General features: G+C 70.3%; 21 protein-coding genes. 15 read left to right on the top strand and 6 right to left on the bottom strand.

Annotated elements, in window-relative coordinates:
- Positions 1-29: 29 nt before the first annotated feature.
- Positions 30-998, top strand: a complete 969-nt coding sequence (locus tag KZC52_RS11315; protein WP_247624142.1) for an SDR family oxidoreductase — start codon at positions 30-32, stop codon at positions 996-998.
- Here the strand turns inward: KZC52_RS11315 and KZC52_RS11310 are convergent.
- The gene (locus KZC52_RS11310) at positions 976-1,155 is read right to left on the bottom strand and encodes a hypothetical protein (RefSeq protein ID WP_247624141.1); all 180 of its coding nucleotides are present in this window, start codon (positions 1,153-1,155) and stop codon (positions 976-978) included. The genes KZC52_RS11315 and KZC52_RS11310 overlap by 23 nt on opposite strands.
- A gap of 39 nt (positions 1,156-1,194) precedes the next feature.
- Entirely contained in the window at positions 1,195-1,563 is a 369-nt protein-coding gene (locus KZC52_RS11305; protein WP_247624140.1) for a DUF4406 domain-containing protein, read from the bottom strand.
- Between the two features lie 42 nt (positions 1,564-1,605).
- On the opposite strand from KZC52_RS11305, the gene KZC52_RS11300 reads away from it, so the two are divergent.
- Positions 1,606-2,367, top strand: a complete 762-nt coding sequence (locus KZC52_RS11300; protein ID WP_247624139.1) for a DeoR/GlpR family DNA-binding transcription regulator — start codon at positions 1,606-1,608, stop codon at positions 2,365-2,367.
- Positions 2,368-2,726: 359 nt separating this feature from the next.
- On the top strand, positions 2,727-3,176 hold the full coding sequence (locus tag KZC52_RS11295; RefSeq protein ID WP_247624138.1) for a carboxymuconolactone decarboxylase family protein: 450 nt from the start codon (positions 2,727-2,729) through the stop codon (positions 3,174-3,176).
- A gap of 152 nt (positions 3,177-3,328) precedes the next feature.
- On the opposite strand, the gene KZC52_RS11290 is transcribed toward KZC52_RS11295, so the two are convergent.
- Complete coding sequence (locus KZC52_RS11290) at positions 3,329-4,213, bottom strand: helix-turn-helix domain-containing protein (protein WP_247624137.1); 885 nt, start codon at positions 4,211-4,213, stop codon at positions 3,329-3,331.
- Positions 4,214-4,352: 139 nt separating this feature from the next.
- On the opposite strand from KZC52_RS11290, the gene KZC52_RS11285 reads away from it, so the two are divergent.
- The 4 genes from KZC52_RS11285 to KZC52_RS11270 all read left to right on the top strand — a co-directional run bounded on the left by KZC52_RS11285 (position 4,353) and on the right by KZC52_RS11270 (position 6,964).
- Positions 4,353-5,381, top strand: coding sequence for a zinc-dependent alcohol dehydrogenase family protein (locus KZC52_RS11285; RefSeq protein ID WP_247624136.1), 1,029 nt, complete (start codon positions 4,353-4,355; stop codon positions 5,379-5,381).
- Between the two features lie 25 nt (positions 5,382-5,406).
- On the top strand, positions 5,407-5,817 hold the full coding sequence (locus tag KZC52_RS11280; protein WP_247624135.1) for a (R)-mandelonitrile lyase: 411 nt from the start codon (positions 5,407-5,409) through the stop codon (positions 5,815-5,817).
- The gene (locus KZC52_RS11275; RefSeq protein WP_247624134.1) at positions 5,814-6,131 is read left to right on the top strand and encodes a carboxymuconolactone decarboxylase family protein; all 318 of its coding nucleotides are present in this window, start codon (positions 5,814-5,816) and stop codon (positions 6,129-6,131) included. The genes KZC52_RS11280 and KZC52_RS11275 overlap by 4 nt, the downstream gene beginning before the upstream one ends.
- Positions 6,132-6,370: 239 nt before the next feature.
- A complete protein-coding gene (locus tag KZC52_RS11270) occupies positions 6,371-6,964 on the top strand; it encodes a GNAT family N-acetyltransferase (RefSeq protein ID WP_247624133.1) in 594 nt (197 codons plus the stop codon).
- 116 nt (positions 6,965-7,080) lie between these two features.
- On the opposite strand, the gene KZC52_RS11265 is transcribed toward KZC52_RS11270, so the two are convergent.
- Together KZC52_RS11265 and KZC52_RS11260 are read right to left on the bottom strand one after the other, a co-directional pair.
- On the bottom strand, positions 7,081-8,262 hold the full coding sequence (locus KZC52_RS11265) for an exo-beta-N-acetylmuramidase NamZ family protein (RefSeq protein ID WP_247624132.1): 1,182 nt from the start codon (positions 8,260-8,262) through the stop codon (positions 7,081-7,083).
- Between the two features lie 4 nt (positions 8,263-8,266).
- On the bottom strand, positions 8,267-9,133 hold the full coding sequence (locus KZC52_RS11260; RefSeq protein WP_247624131.1) for a MurR/RpiR family transcriptional regulator: 867 nt from the start codon (positions 9,131-9,133) through the stop codon (positions 8,267-8,269).
- 152 nt (positions 9,134-9,285) lie between these two features.
- Between KZC52_RS11260 and KZC52_RS11255 the strand changes: the two genes are divergently transcribed.
- The 8 genes from KZC52_RS11255 to KZC52_RS11220 all read left to right on the top strand — a co-directional run bounded on the left by KZC52_RS11255 (position 9,286) and on the right by KZC52_RS11220 (position 16,813).
- Positions 9,286-10,572: an ABC transporter substrate-binding protein gene (locus KZC52_RS11255; protein ID WP_247624130.1), complete on the top strand. Its 1,287-nt coding sequence runs from the start codon at positions 9,286-9,288 to the stop codon at positions 10,570-10,572.
- A gap of 55 nt (positions 10,573-10,627) precedes the next feature.
- Positions 10,628-11,602: a carbohydrate ABC transporter permease gene (locus KZC52_RS11250; protein ID WP_247624129.1), complete on the top strand. Its 975-nt coding sequence runs from the start codon at positions 10,628-10,630 to the stop codon at positions 11,600-11,602.
- Complete coding sequence (locus KZC52_RS11245) at positions 11,602-12,522, top strand: carbohydrate ABC transporter permease (protein WP_247624128.1); 921 nt, start codon at positions 11,602-11,604, stop codon at positions 12,520-12,522. Before KZC52_RS11250 ends, KZC52_RS11245 begins: the two co-directional genes overlap by 1 nt.
- A 7-nt stretch (positions 12,523-12,529) precedes the next feature.
- Entirely contained in the window at positions 12,530-13,489 is a 960-nt protein-coding gene (locus tag KZC52_RS11240; protein ID WP_247624127.1) for a serine hydrolase domain-containing protein, read from the top strand.
- Between the two features lie 173 nt (positions 13,490-13,662).
- A complete protein-coding gene (locus tag KZC52_RS11235; protein WP_247624126.1) occupies positions 13,663-14,340 on the top strand; it encodes a response regulator transcription factor in 678 nt (225 codons plus the stop codon).
- On the top strand, positions 14,333-15,676 hold the full coding sequence (locus KZC52_RS11230) for a HAMP domain-containing sensor histidine kinase (RefSeq protein ID WP_247624125.1): 1,344 nt from the start codon (positions 14,333-14,335) through the stop codon (positions 15,674-15,676). The genes KZC52_RS11235 and KZC52_RS11230 overlap by 8 nt, the downstream gene beginning before the upstream one ends.
- A gap of 78 nt (positions 15,677-15,754) precedes the next feature.
- Entirely contained in the window at positions 15,755-16,564 is an 810-nt protein-coding gene (locus KZC52_RS11225) for a hypothetical protein (RefSeq protein WP_247624124.1), read from the top strand.
- A gap of 30 nt (positions 16,565-16,594) precedes the next feature.
- Positions 16,595-16,813 (top strand): RNA-binding S4 domain-containing protein, encoded by a 219-nt coding sequence (locus KZC52_RS11220; RefSeq protein ID WP_247624123.1) that lies wholly within the window; start codon positions 16,595-16,597, stop codon positions 16,811-16,813.
- Positions 16,814-16,825: 12 nt separating this feature from the next.
- On the opposite strand, the gene KZC52_RS11215 is transcribed toward KZC52_RS11220, so the two are convergent.
- Positions 16,826-17,386, bottom strand: a complete 561-nt coding sequence (locus KZC52_RS11215) for a dihydrofolate reductase family protein (RefSeq protein ID WP_247624122.1) — start codon at positions 17,384-17,386, stop codon at positions 16,826-16,828.
- Between the last annotated feature and the right edge of the window lie 17 nt (positions 17,387-17,403).

The raw sequence follows: 17,403 nt of genomic DNA, 5'->3' as shown, positions 1-17,403 counted from the left end.
GCTGGAAGCAGACCACGAAGGAGCGCACCATGGCCCGCAGAAGCATCGACATCGAGATCCCCGACCTCACCGGCCGCCGCGCCGTCGTCACGGGAGGCAGCGACGGCATCGGCCTGCGCATCGCGACCCGCCTCGCCGCCGCCGGCGCCGAGCTGGTGCTGCCCGTGCGCAATCCGGCGAAGGGCGAGGCCGCGGCATCCGTCATCCGCGCCACCGCGCCCGACGCCCGCGTGCAGATCGCCGCGCTCGACCTCTCGTCACTGGCATCCGTCGCCGCACTCGGCGAGAGCCTGCTGTCGGACGGACGACCGATCCACCTGCTCGTGAACAACGCCGGCGTCATGACTCCACCCGATCGCCAGACCACCGCCGACGGCTTCGAGCTGCAGTTCGGCACCAACCATCTCGGCCACTTCGCCCTCGTCGGGCACCTGCTTCCGCTGCTGCGGGCCGGGCGAGCACGCGTCACCTCGCAGGTGAGCGTCGCCGCGAACCAGGGCGCCATCAACTGGGACGACCTCGCGTGGGAGCGTTCGTACAACGGCGGACGCGCCTACAGCCAGTCCAAGATCGCGTTCGGGATGTTCGGGCTCGAGCTCGACCGTCACAGCGCGGCCCACGGCTGGGGCATCACGAGCAATCTGTCGCACCCGGGTGTCGCTCCGACGAACCTGCTCGCGGCGCGACCCGAGCTCGGGCGGTCACGCGACACCGTGGGGGTGCGCGTGATCCGCTGGGCCTCGGCGCGCGGCATCCTGCTGGGCACTCCCGAGACCGCGGCGCTGCCCGCGCTGTACGCGGCGACGTCATCGGATGCCCGGGCCCGTCGCCTCTACGGCCCGAAGGGACCCGGACACCTCGGCGGTGCACCGGCCGAGCAGCCGCTCTACTCCCGGCTGCGCAGCGAGGCGGATGCCGCGCGCATCTGGCGGCTGTCGGAGGAGCTGACGGGTGTCGCGTTCCCCGACGCTTCGGTCAGTCGGTCGACCGCGAGCTGAACAGCCCGCGCAGCACGAGGAAGACCACGACCGCGACGACCAGCACGATGGCGAGCTTGGCGACGAACCAGAGGATCGAGAACAGCGCGCTCACGATCCACCAGGCGATCACGATCGCCACGATGACGCCGAGGATGCTCCAGAGGTTCTTGGTCATGCCTCCAGCCTAGGTTCCCGCGCGGGGCGTTCGAATCGCTCAGGCCGCCGGGATCTCGTCGATCGAGAAGAACACCGGCAGCCCGCGCTGGCGGGCGATCTCGACGTCCGTGTCGGCGCCGGTGGATGCCCCGGGCAGACGCAGCACCGCATCGCAGTGCTGCAGCAGTCGGTGCGCGGTCTCGTACATCACGTCGCCATCGAGGCTCTCCTCGGCGCTCCGGTCGGGACCGAGCGTGCGCAGGATCGGCAGCGCGACCCATTCGCCGATCATCGGCACGTGCCCGAGGCGGAAGATCGGAGCGGATGCCTCCTCGAGCCGCTCGAGGTTGGCGGCGATGCGCGCGGGGTCGCCGTCGGTTCCGGAGCGGTAAGGGCCGGCGATCAGGATCAGCAGTGGAGTTCTCATGCCGAAGACTGTAGCGTTAACCGTGCAAGAACGTGCAACTTCATGAAGGAACGCAAAATGCTCGGTGCGCAGCGCAAAACCCACCTGCTCGAGATCCTCGCCCGTGACGGCCGGGTCGTCGCGAAGGACGTCGCCGCCGAACTCGCGCTCTCCGAGGACTCCATCCGCCGCGACCTGCGCGAACTCGCCGACGAGGGCAAGGTCATCCGCGTCTACGGCGGCGCCCTCCCGGTGCCCGCCGCCGACCGCCCCGTCGACGAGCGGTCGGGCCTCGCGACGGCGAGCAAGGAGCGGGTCGCCCGGCGTGCGGCCGACGGCATCCGTCCGGGCTCGACCATCGTGCTCGACGCCGGCACGACCACCCTCGCCCTCGCCCGTCTGCTGCCGTCCGGCGCCGATCTCACCGTCATCACCCCGAGCCCCGCGATCGCCCTCGCGGTCGCCGCGCACTCCGATGCGCGGGTCGTCATGATCGGCGGTGAGCTGTCGCGGCACTCGATGGTCGCCGGGGGCGCGCTCGCGATGGAGGCGATCCGCCACCTCGCCGCCGACACGTTCTACCTCGGCGCCACCGGCATCCACCCCGAGCACGGCCTCACCACCGGCAGCCTCGACGACGCCGTCACCAAGCGCGCCATCGCCGAGCGCTGCGCCGAGACGATCGTGCTCGCGAGCGAGGAGAAGATCGGCGCGGTCTCGCGCTTCCCCGTGCTCGATCTCGCCGCCGTGACCGCCGTGATCACCGATCCGCTCGACGAGAATCCGCTGATCGCGGGGCTGGCCTCGGCGATCGCGCGTTCATAACTCCGGAAGAACATCGGCGAACCGCCAAGTTCGCACCGCTTTCGGACTCCGCAGACTCGTTTTCGAGGAGTTATGAACCGCAACCGGCTCAGACCGGTACCGGAGCTGTACCCAACTCAGGAACAACGGGCGAAACCGCACCGAGAACAGTCGATTCGGACCGCCCGAGCCCTGATCTTCCTGAGTTGGGGACGCGGGGTGCGCGTGACTCCGGAGAATCGGAGGGTTCGGGCCGGATTCGACCGAATCGGGGCCGGCGGCACAAGGTCTTCCGGAGTTACGCGCACCGTCCGTCACACTTTCCCCGCCTACGGCGTCAACACTTCGACGGCGCACCCCGCGCCGACGAAGGAGACAACGTGTCGCACGTCAACATCGGCAAGACCTACCCTGCTCCCTACCAGGCGATGCTCGCGTTCGCGGGCACGGCCGCCGAGGCCGGGGCGGATGCCGGGCTCTCCCCGCTGCTCGTCGAACTGGTGAAAGTGCGGGCCTCGCAGCTCAACGGCTGCGCGTTCTGCCTGCGCATGCACGCCGCGGATGCCGTGAAGCACGGCGAGACCGCCGACCGACTGGCCGTGCTCGCCGGCTGGTGGGAGTCGCAGTACTTCAGCCTCGAGGAGCAGGCCGCCCTCGTCATCGCCGAGCGGGTGACGCTGATCGGCGACCACGGGCGTCTGCCCGATCGCGGCATCACGCCCGAAGACGTGCTGACCGAGAAGCAGATCGCCGCGGTCACCTGGCTCGTCGTCGTGATCAACAGCTGGAACCGGATCGCGATCACGAGCCACTACCCCGTCGCGCCCTGACCGCGCGCGGGCCTGAAACGGAGAGGGAGGGGAGGATGCTCCCCAGCCTCCTCCCCTCCGTGATGCCCCGGTCCGACGGGGAGACGGACCGAAGACGTGGCGCGCGATGAGGGAACGGCGCCATGTACTACGACGAGACCGGTGCGATTTTCTTACGCGGATTCGGTGGCGACTTCGACGGGAGGATGCTCCGCCGCCCACGAGGCGAGCAGATGCAGCCGCTCGGCCGACGGCGATCCGGGTTCGGCGGTGTAGATCATGAGCACGTTGCCGGGCTCGGCGGTGATCGCGAGTTCCTCGTAGGCGAGCGTCAGCTCACCGACGACCGGGTGCCGGAACCGCTTCGTGCCGGTGCCGTGGATCCGCACATCGTGCGCCGCCCACAACGCGCGGAAGACCTCGCTACGGGTCGACAGCTCGCCCACCAGATCCTGCATGCCCTTGTCGTGTGGGTCGCGGCCCGCCTCGGCGCGCATGATCCCGACGCACATGCTCGCGAAGAGATCCCAGTCCGGGTAGAAGTCCCGCGACGCGGGGTCGAGGAACTGGAAGCGCGCGAGATTCGGGGTGCGCCCGCCATCGCCGATCACGGGCGAGTAGAACGCGCGGCCCAGCTCGTTGGTCGCGAGCAGGTTCTGGTTCGCGTCGCGCACGAAGGCCACGGCATCCGTCATCGCGGCGAGCGCCCATGTCAGACTCGGGCGCGGGGCGCTCTGCTTCGTCGCCCGGCGGCGCGCACGCCCACTGGCGGGCACGCCGTCGGCGGCGCGCGCCAGGTCGAGCAGATGCGCCCGCTCGGCCTCGTCGAGCAGCAGCGCCCGCGACAGCGCATCGAGAACGGATGCCGACGCCCCGGCGAGCGCGCCCCGTTCGAGTTTCGCGTAGTACTCCACGCTCACCCCGGCGATCGCTGCGACCTCACTGCGCCGCAGCCCGGCGACACGACGGTTGGTGCCGGCGGTGAGTCCCACCGCCTCGGGGGTGAGCCGTGCGCGGCGGGTCATCAGGAACTCGCGCACCTCGGATCGGTTGTCCATGACTTCAGGGTAGGTCGCAGGTCGCCTCTGCGGGAGGCGTGAGGGGTGCCCTGCCGGTACACCCCTTCGCAGGGACTCCCTCCCCCGTCGCGCGAGGCGCACAGTGGGAAGCATCCACTCAGAGAAGGAGACCACCCACATGCGTGGAGTCGTCATGCACGCCCCCGGCGATGTCCGGACCGAAGACCTCGAGATGCCCGTCATCGTCGAGCCGACCGACGCGATCATCCGCGTCACCGCGACCTGCATCTGCGGGTCGGACCTCTGGCCGTACCGCGGCCTCGAGCCCCTCGCCCCGCACGGACAGCGGATGGGCCACGAGTACATCGGTGTCGTCGAGACCGTCGGCGATTCCGTGACCTCCGTCGCCCCCGGAGACTACGTCGTCGGCTCATTCGTCGCCTCCGACAACACCTGCGAGATCTGCCAGGCGGGCTACCAGTCGCGCTGCGTGCACCAGGTGATGATGGGATCCGTCGGCACCCAGGCGCAGTACGCGCGCATCCCCCTCGCCGACGGCACCCTCGTGAAGACGCCGGGCGAGCCCTCCGCCGACCTCGTGCCGTCGCTGCTCGCGGCATCCGATGTGCTCGGCACCGGCTGGTACGCGGCCATCGCCGCCGAAGCCGGCCCCGGCAAGACCGTCGCGGTCGTCGGTGACGGCGCCGTCGGACTCCTCGGCATCCTCGCCGCGAAGCAGCTCGGTGCGGAGCGCATCATCGCGATGTCGCGGCACGCCGACCGGCAGGCGCTCGCGCGCAGATTCGGTGCGACCGACATCGTCGAGGAGCGGGGGGATGCCGGCGTCGCCGCGATCAAGGAGCTGACCGGCGGACTCGGTGCGCACAGCACGATCGAGGCCGTCGGCACGCAGGAGTCGATGGAGCAGGCGATCCGCGCGACCCGGGCCGGCGGGCACGTCGGATACGTCGGCGTCTCGCACGACGTTTCGCTCGACGGCTTCGAGCTGTTCTTCTCGAGCGTGCACCTGCACGGCGGGCCCGCTCCCGTGCGCGCCTACCTGCCCGAGCTGATCCAGCTCATCTGGGATCGCGAAATCGACCCCGGCGTCGTCTTCGACCTCACGCTGCCCCTCGACGAGGCATCCGAGGGGTACAAGGCGATGGATGAGCGCCGTGCGACCAAGGTGCTGCTGACGACGGACTGACCGTCGGCTTTCGAGAGGAGACACCATGAACATCGAAGCATCCGTTCCCACCACGAAGAACCCGCCGGAGCAGTTCGCCGGCGACGTCTGGCTCGACGTGATCGCCGCCCCGCACGAGGCGGGCCAGCGCGCGACCGTCGCCCTCGTGCGCTTCGCGCCCGGCGCCCGCACCGCCTGGCACTCGCACGCGCGCGGCCAGTACCTGCGCGTGACCTCGGGCGTGGCCCGGTTCGGCGACCGCGACGGCAACATCATCGAGGTGCATCCGGGGCAGACGCTCTACACGCCGCCCGGCCAGGATCACTGGCACGCGGCGGCACCCGGCTGCTTCATGGAGCACATCGCGATCCTCGAAGCGGGCGACGACCCGGCGGCGACCACGACGTGGAAAGAGCACGTGACGGATGCCGAGTTCGACGGGGCGGTCGGCGCATGACCGGCTGGACGGGCGGGCAGCGTTCCGTCGGCGACATCGCCCCGGCCCTCGCCCACTACACGGATGCCGTGCTGTTCGACGAGGTCTGGGCCAGGCCCGAACTCTCGCCGCGCGACCGCAGTCTCGTCACGGTGTCGGCGCTCGTCACGCTCGGGGCCGTCGATCAGCTCGAGTTCCACCTGGGCTTCGCCCGCGACAACGGCGTGACCGAGGAGGAGCTGGTCGAGGCGATCACGCACTTGGCGTTCTACGTGGGCTGGCCCCGGGCGATGGGCGCGATCGCGGCGGCGCGGAGGGCGTTCGCGGCGTCCTGAGTGACGGCATCCGGCTGTTCTCCTGCACGACTTCGGAGCTCTCGGGTCTCGCCTCTCGCCTCTCGCCGGCACAACTTCGGAGCTCTCGCTTCTCCCCCGCACAACTTCGGAGTTCTCGGGCGACACGCCGGGGGGACGGATGCCGCGACGCGGCGTGTCTCGTCGGATCTCCGAAGTTGTGCGGCAGCTGACCCGCGCATACGCGTAGACCGCGGCGCGAGCCCGGGTACCGTGGGCAGGTGTTCGAAGAGACCGTGACCGACCGGCTGATCCTCACTCCCATCGCCTCGGCGGATGCTCGGACCGTTGACGCGATCTTCGCGCTGCAGTCCGACCCCGCGACGTGGGCGCATCTGCCGGAGGCCGTCGAGACCGACATCTCCCAGAGCCGGGCTCGCGCGGCCGATCACGGAAAGTCGTGGGCGGAGTTCGGCCTCGGCTGGTGGGTGCTGCGACTGCGCGCGCCCCTCGGAGACCTCGACACCGAAACGGTCATCGGGATCGGCGGGGCTGCGATCCGACCGCATCAGGCCGCCGCATGGAACCTCGGTTACCGGCTCACTCCGGGCGCCTGGGGACACGGGCTCGCGACCGAGGTCGGCCGTGCGGGCCTGGCCGCGGCGACCGCCGCCCGCCCCGATCTGCCCGTCACCGCCCGCGTGCTCGCCCACAACCGCGCGTCGTGGCGCACGCTCGAGCGGGTGGGTCTCGCGCAGGTCTGGGAGGGAGACGCGCCCGCCGACTACGCCCTCACGTCGGGCATGCGGCGACGTGTCTATGCCGATCGAGCTCTGTCCCCGGAACTCTGCGACCGTCTCATCGCCCTGGGCTGATCCGGTCGCGCCCCCGCACGACTTCGGAGTTCTCGGGCGACACGCCGGGGGACGGATGCCGCGACGCGGCGTGTCTCGTCGGATCTCCGGAGTCGTGCGGGGCGGGGTGGGTGGGCTCAGACGTACAGGAGGTCGTCGGCGACGGCATCCACCCAGTCCGGCACCGCCAGGCGCGCGGGGTCGTCCCACTCGCCCGCGACGATCTGCGCGAAGGCGCCGCGCACACCGAAGAGCTTCTCGAGCGGGCTCCAGTCCGACTCCCCCGGCATCGGCACGAGCGAGCGCTCGACGAGCGCGCCCGGGTGCAGCTCCTCGATCAGCGACAGCAACCGCACGCCGGCCGACACGGGGCGCAGCGCCTCGGCATCCGTCACGTGCAGGATGATGCCCTCGCACGCCTCGCCCGCGTGGTCGCGCACGAGCGGGGTGAACCCGTAGGGCACGGCGGCCAGTCCCGGCAGGCCCGCGGCGTTGACGGCGGAGGCGTAGCGTTCCCCGTCGATGAACGGCGCCGCGATCACGCGGAACGGCACGGCGGTGCTGCGACCCTCCGACACGTTCACGCCCTCGGCGAGACAGGTTCCGGGGTACAGCAGCGTCGTGGTGGGGCTCGGCAGGTTCGGCGACGGCGGCATCCAGGTGCCCTCCCCTCCGCCGATCGCCGCATCACGGGTGAGACCCGCCACCTCGACGACCTCGAGCTCGACGTCGATGCCGCGCGTGCGCACCCAGTGCCGGGCGAGTTCGCCGATCGTGAGGCCGTGGCGAATCGGCATCGTCCAGCGGCCGACGAGGGACTGCGCGCCCTCGTCGAGCATCGGCCCCTCCGCGCGATCGAGCCGCCCGCCGAGCGGATTCGGGCGATCGAGCACGACGACCGCGACGCCCGCATCGGCGCAGGCCTCGAGCAGGTGGCTCATCGTCCAGATGTACGTGTAGAAGCGGGCGCCGACGTCGGGCAGGTCGACGAGAACGACATCGAGGTCGTCGAGATCGGATGCCGACGGCCGCACCGCGTCGCCGTAGAGGCTGCGCACCTCGACGCCGGTGACGGGATCGCGCAGGTCGCCGACGTGTTCTCCCTCGCGCGCCCGCCCGCTCAACCCGTGCTCGGGTCCGAACAGCCGCGTGAACGCGAAGCCCGTCGCGGCGAGCGCCTCCCTCCCCCGCAGCAGCCCGGAGGTGAGTGCGAGGTCGTTCGTCAGCATCCCGATCCTGCCGCCGGTGAGGCGGGCGAGCAGATCGGGGCGGATGTCGCGGCGGATCAGTCGGTCGATACCGAGGTGCAGGGCGGGCATGTGATCAGTCGATTCTGTGGTCGGTGACGGCGTTGAAGGTGCGCTGGAGGTTGTCGGCGATGGTGTCGTAGTCGGCCTGGGCGATGCGGGTGAACAGGAAGTCGAGCACTGCGAGCTGCGCGATGCGGCTGGCCATCGCGCCCGAGCGGAAGGTCGACTCGGAGACGGCGGTGTACAGCACGAGATCGCAGACCCGCGCGAGCGGCGAGCGCGGGTTGTTGGTGATCGCGATCGTGGTGGCGCCCGCACGGGCGGCGACCTCGGCCGACTGCACGATCTCGAGCGTGCGCCCGGAGTGCGAGATCGCGATGGCGACGTCGCGCTCGTCGAGCAGGGCGGCGCCGGTGAGCGCGAGATGCAGATCGGTGCGTGCCTGGGCCACGAGTCCGGCGCGGTGCAGTTTCTGCTCGAGATCTTGAGCGGCGAGTCCGCTCGACGCGGCGCCGTAGATGTCGATGCGGCGAGCGCCGCGCACGGCGCCGACGCACGTCTCGAGCACGTCGATGTCGATCTGGCGCGCGGTGCGCTCGATGGCGGATGCCTCGGCGAAGGCGATCTTGCGCACGGTCGTGAGGGCGTCGTCGTGGCGACTGACATCGCTCTCGGACACTTGGAAGCGCTCGCGTTCGGAGGCCGTGCGGTCGAGCTCGGTGGCGAGGGCGAGGCGCAGATCGGGGTAGCCGGAGAAGCCGAGGCTCTGCGTGAATCGGGCGATGCTGGCGACCGAGGTGCCCACGGCGAGCGCCAGCTGGGTGATGGAGTTGTCGACCGCGCTCTGCGGATCGGCGAGCACATGGGAGGCGATCCGGCGCTCCGTGGGCGTGAGCACGGAGAGCCTCTGATGGATGGCGGTCATCGCGCTGGTGGTCACGCCAAAAGGATTGCAGATTCGAATCAATAAGTGAAAGGAATTTTCAGAAAGCCCTTGATCTTCTGTAACTCATTGCCCAAAGTAGGGCAGAGGCATTCACAGCAGAGCGCCCCGGTCCCGTCCGACGGCTCTCATCAACCGAGAGGATTCCCATGCGACACCGCACCACCCGACTCGCGTTCACCGCGGGCCTTCTCGTCACCGGGCTCGCCGTCGCGGGCTGCGCTCCCGCCGCGTCCAGCGGTGACGGGGACGGCGAAGAGGTCACGCTCAAGATCTGGTCCTGGCAGGCATCCTCGTCGCCGAAGTGGGAAGCCGTCTTCGACAAGTACGAGGAATCGCACCCCGGCGTGACCATCGAGTTCGAGGGCTACCAGCCCACCGAGTACAACCAGATCCTCGCCACCGGCCTCGAGGGCAGCGACGGACCCGACATCGCCATGCTGCGCGCCTACGGCGGCATCCAGCCCGCGATCCAGTCGGAGCAGATCGTGCCGATCGACGACATCGTCGACGGTCTCGACCAGTTCGACCCGACCGTGCTGCGCGCCGCTCAGGGCAAGGACGACGGGGCCACCTACGGCGTGCCCTTCGCGTACCAGACCATGCAGATGTTCTACAACAAGACGATGTTCGACGAGATGGGCCTCGAGGAGCCCACCGACTGGGACGAGTTCATCGAGCTGCAGGACACCCTGCTCGACGAGGGCGTGACGCCGATGGCGCTCGGCGCCCGCGAGGACTGGGTGCTGCCGATGTTCCACGACATCGTGGGCTCGGCCAACTACGGCGGCGCCGACTTCGAGGAGAAGGTGCTCGCCGGCGAGACCGACTTCACCGACCCCGCCTACGTGTCGTCGCTGCAGATCGTGCAGGACATGCAGAAGTACCTCGACAAGAACGTCAACGCGATCGCCGTCGCCGACGCCGTGCTGCAGTTCACCTCGGGCCAGGCCGCGCAGTGGCCCGGCGGCTCGTTCGACCTGCCGACGTTCCAGAACTCGGCGCCCGACACCGAGTGGGGCGTGTACGAGGTGCCGCCGGCCCCCGGCAGCGCCCTCGACCACGCGGTCACCCCGGGCTACGCCGACGGCAGCTTCGGCATCAACGCCGCGAGCGAGAACCAGGATGCCGCGACCGAGCTGCTCAACTGGATGACCACGACGGAGTTCGGCCAGCTCGTCGCCGACGAGGTCGACCAGTTCTCGGCGCTCCCGGGCGTGACCTACTCCGACCCGCTCATGCAGGAGATGAACGAGGCGTACACCGCCAACCCGGCGCCGTACCTGCTGCTCGTCGACTTCCGCTACGGCGACCCGACCGGCACCGCAGTGCTCGGCCCGGACATCCAGGCGATGTTCCTCGGCGACAAGACGCCCGAGCAGCTCGGCGCCGACCTGCAGTCCGGGGTCTCCACCTGGTTCACCCCGGGTTCCTGATCCGAACACGAGGGGGCGTCGATCCGGCGCCCCCTCGCGGAGCGAAAGACACACCATGGCCCTGACCCTCCCCCTCCGGCGCGACCCCGCCACCTCGGGCGCCCCGAAACGCCGCACCCGCGCGGGCATCGCGCTGAGCACCCCCACGGCGGCGCTGTTCGTGCTGCCCGCGGCCGTGCTCTTCGCGGTGCTGATCCTCTACCCGATGCTCGCCGCGCTCAGCTACTCGTTCTTCGACTGGCAGGGCACCAAGCAGGGCGGCTTCGCCGGCGTCGCCAACTACATCACGCTCCTCACGAAGGAGCCGTACGCCTCCGAGCTGTGGAACGCGTTCGGGCACAACCTGCTGCTGTTCGCCGGGGCGCTCGTCTTCCAGAACTCACTCGGCCTCGGCATCGCGACGCTGCTGCATCGCCGCAAGCGCACCAAGCGCTTCTTCCAGACGATCTTCGCGCTCCCCTACCTCGTGAGCCCGATGGTCATCGGCTACCTGTGGTCGCTCATGCTGTCTCCGCTGTTCGGTCCGGTCAACGCGATCCTGCGCGGCGTGGGCCTCGAGAGCCTCGCCCTGCCGTGGCTCGGCGACCCGCAGCTCGCGATCTGGGTGATCGTGCTCGTGAGCGCCTGGCAGTGGCTCGGTTTCCCGATCCTGCTCTACGGCGCGGCGCTCGGCGGCATCCCCGAGGAGATCGAGGAGGCCGCGTCGCTCGACGGCGCGACCGCCGCCAAGCGCTTCCGCTACATCACCCTGCCGATGCTCACGCCCACGATCGGCATCATCACCGTGCTCACCTTCATCGGCAGCATGGAGGCGATGGCGATCCCGTTCGCCCTCGCCGGATCCAACGGCGCCCCGGCCGGGTCGACCGACGTGATGATGCTGCTCTTCTACCGCACCGCCTTCGAGTCGGGCAACCCGAACTCGATCGGCGTCTCCTCCGCGCTCGCGACGGTCCTCTTCATCTTCATCATGGTGATCTCGGTCGTGATCACCTCGACGATGCGTCGCGCCGAACGAAAGCTGTTCTGATGAGCACCGCCACCGAAACCCGCCCGGAGCCGACCACCGAGGCCATCGTCTCGGGCCGTCGCCCCGCCGCGCCCCGACGCCGGTCGAGCCGCACGAACGACACCCCGTTCATCGGACGCCTGTTCGCGAACGTGTTCCTGTGGGGATACGCGCTCGTCGCGATCGGCCCGCTGCTGCTCATGGTCAACAACTCGCTGCGCACCCAGCAGCAGATCGCGACCGAGCCGCTCGGCCTGCCCGTGCCGCCGACGTTCACGAGCTTCCAGAACGCGTGGATCACGGCATCCTTCGACACCTACTTCGTCAACTCGATCACCGTCACGGTCGGCTCGGTCATCGTGACCACCGTCGTGTCGGTGCTCGCGGCCTACGCGTTCGCCCGGGCGCGGGCGAAGTTCTTCCGGGGCATCGAGGCGGTGTTCCTCTCGGGCCTCATGCTGCCGGTGCACCTCGCGATCCTGCCGCTGTTCTATCTGCTCGACTCGCTCAAGATGACCAGCAACGTGTTCAGCCTGATCCTCGTGTACGGCGCCCTCGGCATCCCGTTCACGACCTTCGTGCTGACGGTCTTCTTCCGCGCCCTGCCGATCGAGCTCGAAGAGGCGGCGCGCATCGACGGCGCGGGTCCATTCCGCACCTTCGTGCAGATCCTGCTGCCGCTCGTGCGTCCGGCGCTCGCGACCGTGATCGTCTTCCGCTTCGTGCCCGTGTGGAACGACTTCTTCTACCCGCTGATCCTGCTGCGCGACCGCGACTCGTACACGCTGCCCGTCGGGCTCACCCGCTTCTTCGGCGAGTACTCCACCGACTGGCCGCAGCTGTTCGCGGGTCTCACGATCGCCACGATCCCGCTGGTCGTGCTGTTCCTGCTGGCCACCAAGCAGATCATCAACGGCCTCACCTCCGGCATGAGCAAGTGAGTCGCGCGTGGTGAACGGCGCCCCGGGGTCGGCGTGGGCATCGCTGCGGTCGATCGACGACGGTGCGGTGGTGCTCGGCTCCGCCGCCGATGACGAGCGGATGCCGTTGACCCCGGCGCACCTGTTCGACCTCGCCTCGCTCACCAAGACGTTCACGACCGTCGCCGTGCTGCGGCTCGTCGACGCCGGGCTGCTGGGGCTGGACGAGCCCGTGCGGTCGTTCGTGCCCGTCGGCTCGGAGGCCGATGGCGTGACGCTGCGGCAACTGCTCACGCATACGTCGGGCTTGCCGGCCGAGGGGCGGATGTGGCGGACCGGACTCACCGGGGAGGAGCTGCGCTCGGCGGTGCTCCGGTCGCCGCTCGTCGCGTCGCCGGGCTCGATGCACCGCTACTCGGACGTCGGATTCATCGCGGTCGGCGAGATCGTGGAGCGGGTCTCGGGGCGGGCGTTGGAGGCGCACGTGGCCGAGATCGCGGGGTTGCTCGGCGCATCGTCGTTGACCTGGCAGCCTTCGGCGGACCTCGCGGTGGCGACCGAGGTGCAGCCTCATCGCGGGCTCGTGCGCGGCGAGGTGCACGACGAGTTGGCTCACGCCCTCGGCCGCCCCGCGGGGCACGCCGGGCTCTTCGGGGCGGTCGAAGACGTGGCGGCGCTCGCGCGCATGATCCGCGACGACGGGGTCGGCGCCGGCGGACGCGTGCTGTCGGCCGACGGCATCCGTCTGATGACGACGCCCGCCGCGACCGCCGATGCCGGGTACGGACAGGCGGTCGGCCTGCGCGTGCGTGACGCGGCCTGGATGGGCGGGGCGGATGCCGTCGGCCACACCGGCTTCACGGGCACCGCGTTCGCGGTCTCGCGCTCGGGCGCCTTCGGCGTGCTGCTCACCAACCGCGTGCACCCGACTCGCGAGGGCACCGATCTCAGCACCGTGCGCCGGGAGTTCTTCTCGTTCCTCGGGTGAGGTGGGTTCCTCGTGCCGGGACGCTTCGACAAGCTCAGCGACCCCGTGTCGGTTCCTGAGCGAGCGGAGCGAGACGAAGGGCTTGCATCTCGATGCTCGGTTCGGTGCTCGTCGATCAGCCCTCGCGCCCCGACTTCAGCCGCGCTTCAGCAGAAAGGCAGCACACTGGAGGCATGCGCATTCTGGTGGTCGACGACGAGGTGCGTCTCGCCGACGCCGTGCGCCGCGGGCTCGAAGCCGAAGGGTTCGCGGTCGACGTCGCCCACAACGGGGTCGACGGGCTCTGGCGCGCCCGCGAGACCCGCTACGACGCGATCGTGCTCGACCTGATGATGCCGGGCATGAGCGGGTGGAAGGTGTGCGAGGCGCTGCGCGCCGAGGAGAACTGGACGCCCGTGCTCATGCTCACCGCCAAGGACGGCGAGTGGGACCAGGTCGAGGCCCTCGAGACCGGTGCCGACGACTACGTCACGAAGCCGTTCTCGTTCGCGATCCTCGTCGCCCGGATCCGCGCCCTCGTGCGCCGCGGGGCGGTCGCGCGCCCGGCCGTGCTCGAAGCCGGAGACCTGCGCCTCGACCCCGCCGCCCACGACGTCTGGCGCGGCGAGACGCCGATCACCCTCACCGCCCGCGAGTTCTCGGTGCTCGAATACCTCATGCGCCACCGCGGGCAGGTGATCTCGAAGCGCACCCTCATCGAGGGGGTGTGGGACGACGACTTCGACGGCGACCCGAACATCGTCGAGGTCTACGTCGGCCACCTGCGGCGCAAGGTCGACAAGCCCTTCGACCGCGAGGCCATCGAGACGATCCGCGGCGCCGGATATCGATTGGCGGCCGACGGTGGCTAGGCGCGGCTGGCGGTCGGTGCGCGGGCGCACCACGCTCGGTGCGACGGTCGTCGTGGCGGTGGCGCTGGCGATCGGCGCGGTGTCGTTCTACGGCATCCTGAGCGGGAGCATCCATTCGGCGACCGAGCGCTCCGCCGAGCAGCGCCTCGACGAGCTCGCCGAGCGGCTCGACCAGCCGGGCGGTCGCGGGCCCGACGGCGCCGACGGGCTCGGCGGGCTCGGCGGGCTCGATGACGAGATCGTGCAGATCATCGCCGACGACGGATCGGTGCGCGCCGCCAGCGAAGAGGCGCGGGATGCCCTCGGCTCGACCGCTCTGCCCGTCACCGACGACGCGATCACGATGACCATCGACGACGAACCGATGCTCGTGCTCTCGGACGACCTCGACGACGACCGGACCCTCGTGCTCGCCGTCTCGGTCGAGAACGACGCCGAGACACTGTCGACCGTCGCGGTTCTGCTCACCGTCGCCGTTCCGCTGCTGCTGCTGCTCGTCGCCGTGACGACGTGGCTCGTGACCGGACGCGCGCTGCGGCCGGTCAGTCGCATCCGCGAGGAGGTCGACGGCATCACCGCCGAACGCCTGCACCACCGGGTGGCGGTGCCCGACTCCGCCGACGAGATCGCGGCACTCGCGTCGACCATGAACGGGATGCTCGATCGGCTCGACGCGTCGGCGACGGCTCAGCGCAGATTCGTGTCGGATGCTTCGCACGAACTGCGATCGCCCCTCGCCGTGATCCGCCAGCACGCCGAGCTCGCCCAGGCCCACCCCTCGACCACGAGCATCGGCGAACTGGCCGAGGTCGTGTCGGACGAGGGGCTGCGGCTGCAGGGCATCGTGGAGTCGCTGCTGCTGCTCGCCCGCCTCGATGAGGGTGCCGGCTCGGTGCACGAGCCGGTCGACCTCGACGACATCGCGCTCGGAGAGCTGCGGCGACTGCGCTCCTCGGGGGTGGAGGTCGACGGGTCCGGCATCCGCGCCGCCCGCGTCGAGGGTGACCCGCGCCTGCTCGGGCAGTTGCTGCGCAACCTCGCCGACAACGCGGCCCGGCACGCGCAGGGCCGCGTGGCGATCGGGGTCGCGCCCGCCGACGGGTACGTGTTCGTCACCGTCGAGGACGACGGCGCGGGTGTGCCGGTCGACGAGCGGGAGCGGGTGTTCGAACGCTTCGTGCGCCTCGACGAGGCGCGAAGCCGCGACGCCGGCGGCAGCGGACTCGGGCTCGCGATCGTGCGGGGTATCGCCGCGGCCTCGGGTGGAACGGTCGCCGTCGACGACTCCCGCTGGGGTGGCGCACGGTTCGTCGTGACGCTGCCGCTCGCGCGGTAGCGGCACGGAGCCGCGTTCCTGAAGACCGCTTCAGGACGCTTCAGGGTGGCTTCAGCGGTGTCGCGGGAGCATGAAGCCATGAACGACAAGACCCCGAACCCCGACCAGACGCCCGAGTCCACGCCCGACGCTCCGACGGTCCCCGTGACCCCGACGACGGATGCCACGACGCCCGCACCGACCGCACCCTCGGCCGAAGCATCCGCCGCCCCTGCCGCTCCCGCCCCGAAGCCGGGACGCAAGCGCGCCCTGCTCATCGGCGGAGGAATCGCCGCGGCCGTGGTGCTCGCCGGCGGCGGCGTCGCCATCGGAGCGGCGATCGGCGACGACTTCGGCGACGACGACGACCGCCCCTCGATGTCCGACGGCCAGCGCCACGACGACGACCGCGGAGACGACCGCGGACAGGACGACCGCGGCGACGACCGCTCCGACGACGGCGCACCGCAGCAGGGCGGCCCCGTGACCGGCATCGGTTCGGACTCCGCCGACGAGATCGTCGAGATCGCGGATGCCGCCCGCGGCGCCGCCGACGGCGAGGTCACCTCGATCGACGCCAAGCGCGACGGTACGTGGGAGGTCACGCTCGAGACGGCATCCGGTGACGAGTCCGAGGTGCGCGTCACCGCCGACCTCGCGACCAGCATCGTGTCGACGGATGCCGCCGACGGTGACGACACCGGGCCCTCGCTGACCCTCGACGAGGCGACCATCCGCTCGCTCGTCGCCGCGGCGCTCGACGAGGCCGAGGGGCTCATCACCGACCTCGACGTCGACGACGACAGCGTCAGCCCCTACGACGTGTCGGTGCTCACGAGCGACAACCGCTCGATCGACATCGACCTCGACAGCGCCTTCGCCGTCGTCGGCACCGACCTCGACGACTGAGGCCCGCGCCGGGGCGGATACGATGCAGGGATGAGCGCTATCGACGACGTCTCCATCGGCGGTGAGGTGATCCGCCTCGGCCAGTTCCTGAAGTTCGCGGGACTCATCGACTCCGGCGGCGACGCGAAAGAGGCGATCATCGACGGCTTCGTGAAGGTCAACGGCGAGGTCGACCGCCGCCGCGGGCGCCAGCTGCACGACGGCGACCTGGTGTCGTTCGAGGCCCGCACGGTGCGCGTACGCCCCTGACCCGATCCGCCGTCAGGCGCCGGCGACCTGATACCTCAGGTACATCAGCCCTCCGTCGAAACGGTGCTCGTCGATCAGGTCGAGATCGAGGCGAACCCCGTCGGGGAAGAACCGCAGCCCGCCGCCCACGATGCCGGGCCCGATGAACATCTGGAACTCGTCGACCAGGCCCGCGCGGATCGCCTCGGCCGCGATCGTGGGGCCGTCGATCGTGAGGTCGTGCGGCAGTTCGTCCTTCCACCGCGCGACCGCCTCCGGGTCGAACTCGCGCTCGATGCGGGTGCGGGCGCTCGACACCTCGGCCAGCGTGCGCGAGAAGACGATCTTGTCCGCCTTCTGCCAGCTCAGGGCGTAGTCGATGCCCTCCTGCGGCTGGTCGGGCTCGAGGTGCGCGGTCTCCCAGTACGACATCGTCTCGTACATGCGCCGGCCGTACAGGTAGGTGCCGACGTCGTCGAACCGTTCGGTGATGAAGGCGTGCACGCCCGGGTCGAGCGCCCAGTCGAACCCGCCGTCCGGACCGCTCGCGTAGCCGTCGAGCGACGTGATCATGGAGTAGATGAGGCGTCCCATGGGGCGACGGTACCCCG

Source organism: Microbacterium galbinum, assembly GCF_023091225.1.
Classification (GTDB): Bacteria; Actinomycetota; Actinomycetes; order Actinomycetales; family Microbacteriaceae; genus Microbacterium; species Microbacterium galbinum.
Note: the sequence above shows the minus strand (reverse complement) of the source record. Positions and strands in the feature narration are given on the sequence as shown.

Coding starts and splice junctions, on each gene's coding strand:
- KZC52_RS11290 (WP_247624137.1), bottom strand. CDS start 4,213: ATGGACAACCGATCCGAGGTGCGCGAGTTCCTGATGACCCGCCGCGCA.
- KZC52_RS11255 (WP_247624130.1), top strand. CDS start 9,286: ATGCGACACCGCACCACCCGACTCGCGTTCACCGCGGGCCTTCTCGTC.
- KZC52_RS11275 (WP_247624134.1), top strand. CDS start 5,814: ATGACCGGCTGGACGGGCGGGCAGCGTTCCGTCGGCGACATCGCCCCG.
- KZC52_RS11280 (WP_247624135.1), top strand. CDS start 5,407: ATGAACATCGAAGCATCCGTTCCCACCACGAAGAACCCGCCGGAGCAG.
- KZC52_RS11245 (WP_247624128.1), top strand. CDS start 11,602: ATGAGCACCGCCACCGAAACCCGCCCGGAGCCGACCACCGAGGCCATC.
- KZC52_RS11315 (WP_247624142.1), top strand. CDS start 30: ATGGCCCGCAGAAGCATCGACATCGAGATCCCCGACCTCACCGGCCGC.
- KZC52_RS11235 (WP_247624126.1), top strand. CDS start 13,663: ATGCGCATTCTGGTGGTCGACGACGAGGTGCGTCTCGCCGACGCCGTG.
- KZC52_RS11250 (WP_247624129.1), top strand. CDS start 10,628: ATGGCCCTGACCCTCCCCCTCCGGCGCGACCCCGCCACCTCGGGCGCC.
- KZC52_RS11220 (WP_247624123.1), top strand. CDS start 16,595: ATGAGCGCTATCGACGACGTCTCCATCGGCGGTGAGGTGATCCGCCTC.
- KZC52_RS11285 (WP_247624136.1), top strand. CDS start 4,353: ATGCGTGGAGTCGTCATGCACGCCCCCGGCGATGTCCGGACCGAAGAC.
- KZC52_RS11215 (WP_247624122.1), bottom strand. CDS start 17,386: ATGGGACGCCTCATCTACTCCATGATCACGTCGCTCGACGGCTACGCG.
- KZC52_RS11300 (WP_247624139.1), top strand. CDS start 1,606: ATGAAGGAACGCAAAATGCTCGGTGCGCAGCGCAAAACCCACCTGCTC.
- KZC52_RS11310 (WP_247624141.1), bottom strand. CDS start 1,155: ATGACCAAGAACCTCTGGAGCATCCTCGGCGTCATCGTGGCGATCGTG.
- KZC52_RS11265 (WP_247624132.1), bottom strand. CDS start 8,262: ATGCCCGCCCTGCACCTCGGTATCGACCGACTGATCCGCCGCGACATC.
- KZC52_RS11225 (WP_247624124.1), top strand. CDS start 15,755: ATGAACGACAAGACCCCGAACCCCGACCAGACGCCCGAGTCCACGCCC.
- KZC52_RS11305 (WP_247624140.1), bottom strand. CDS start 1,563: ATGAGAACTCCACTGCTGATCCTGATCGCCGGCCCTTACCGCTCCGGA.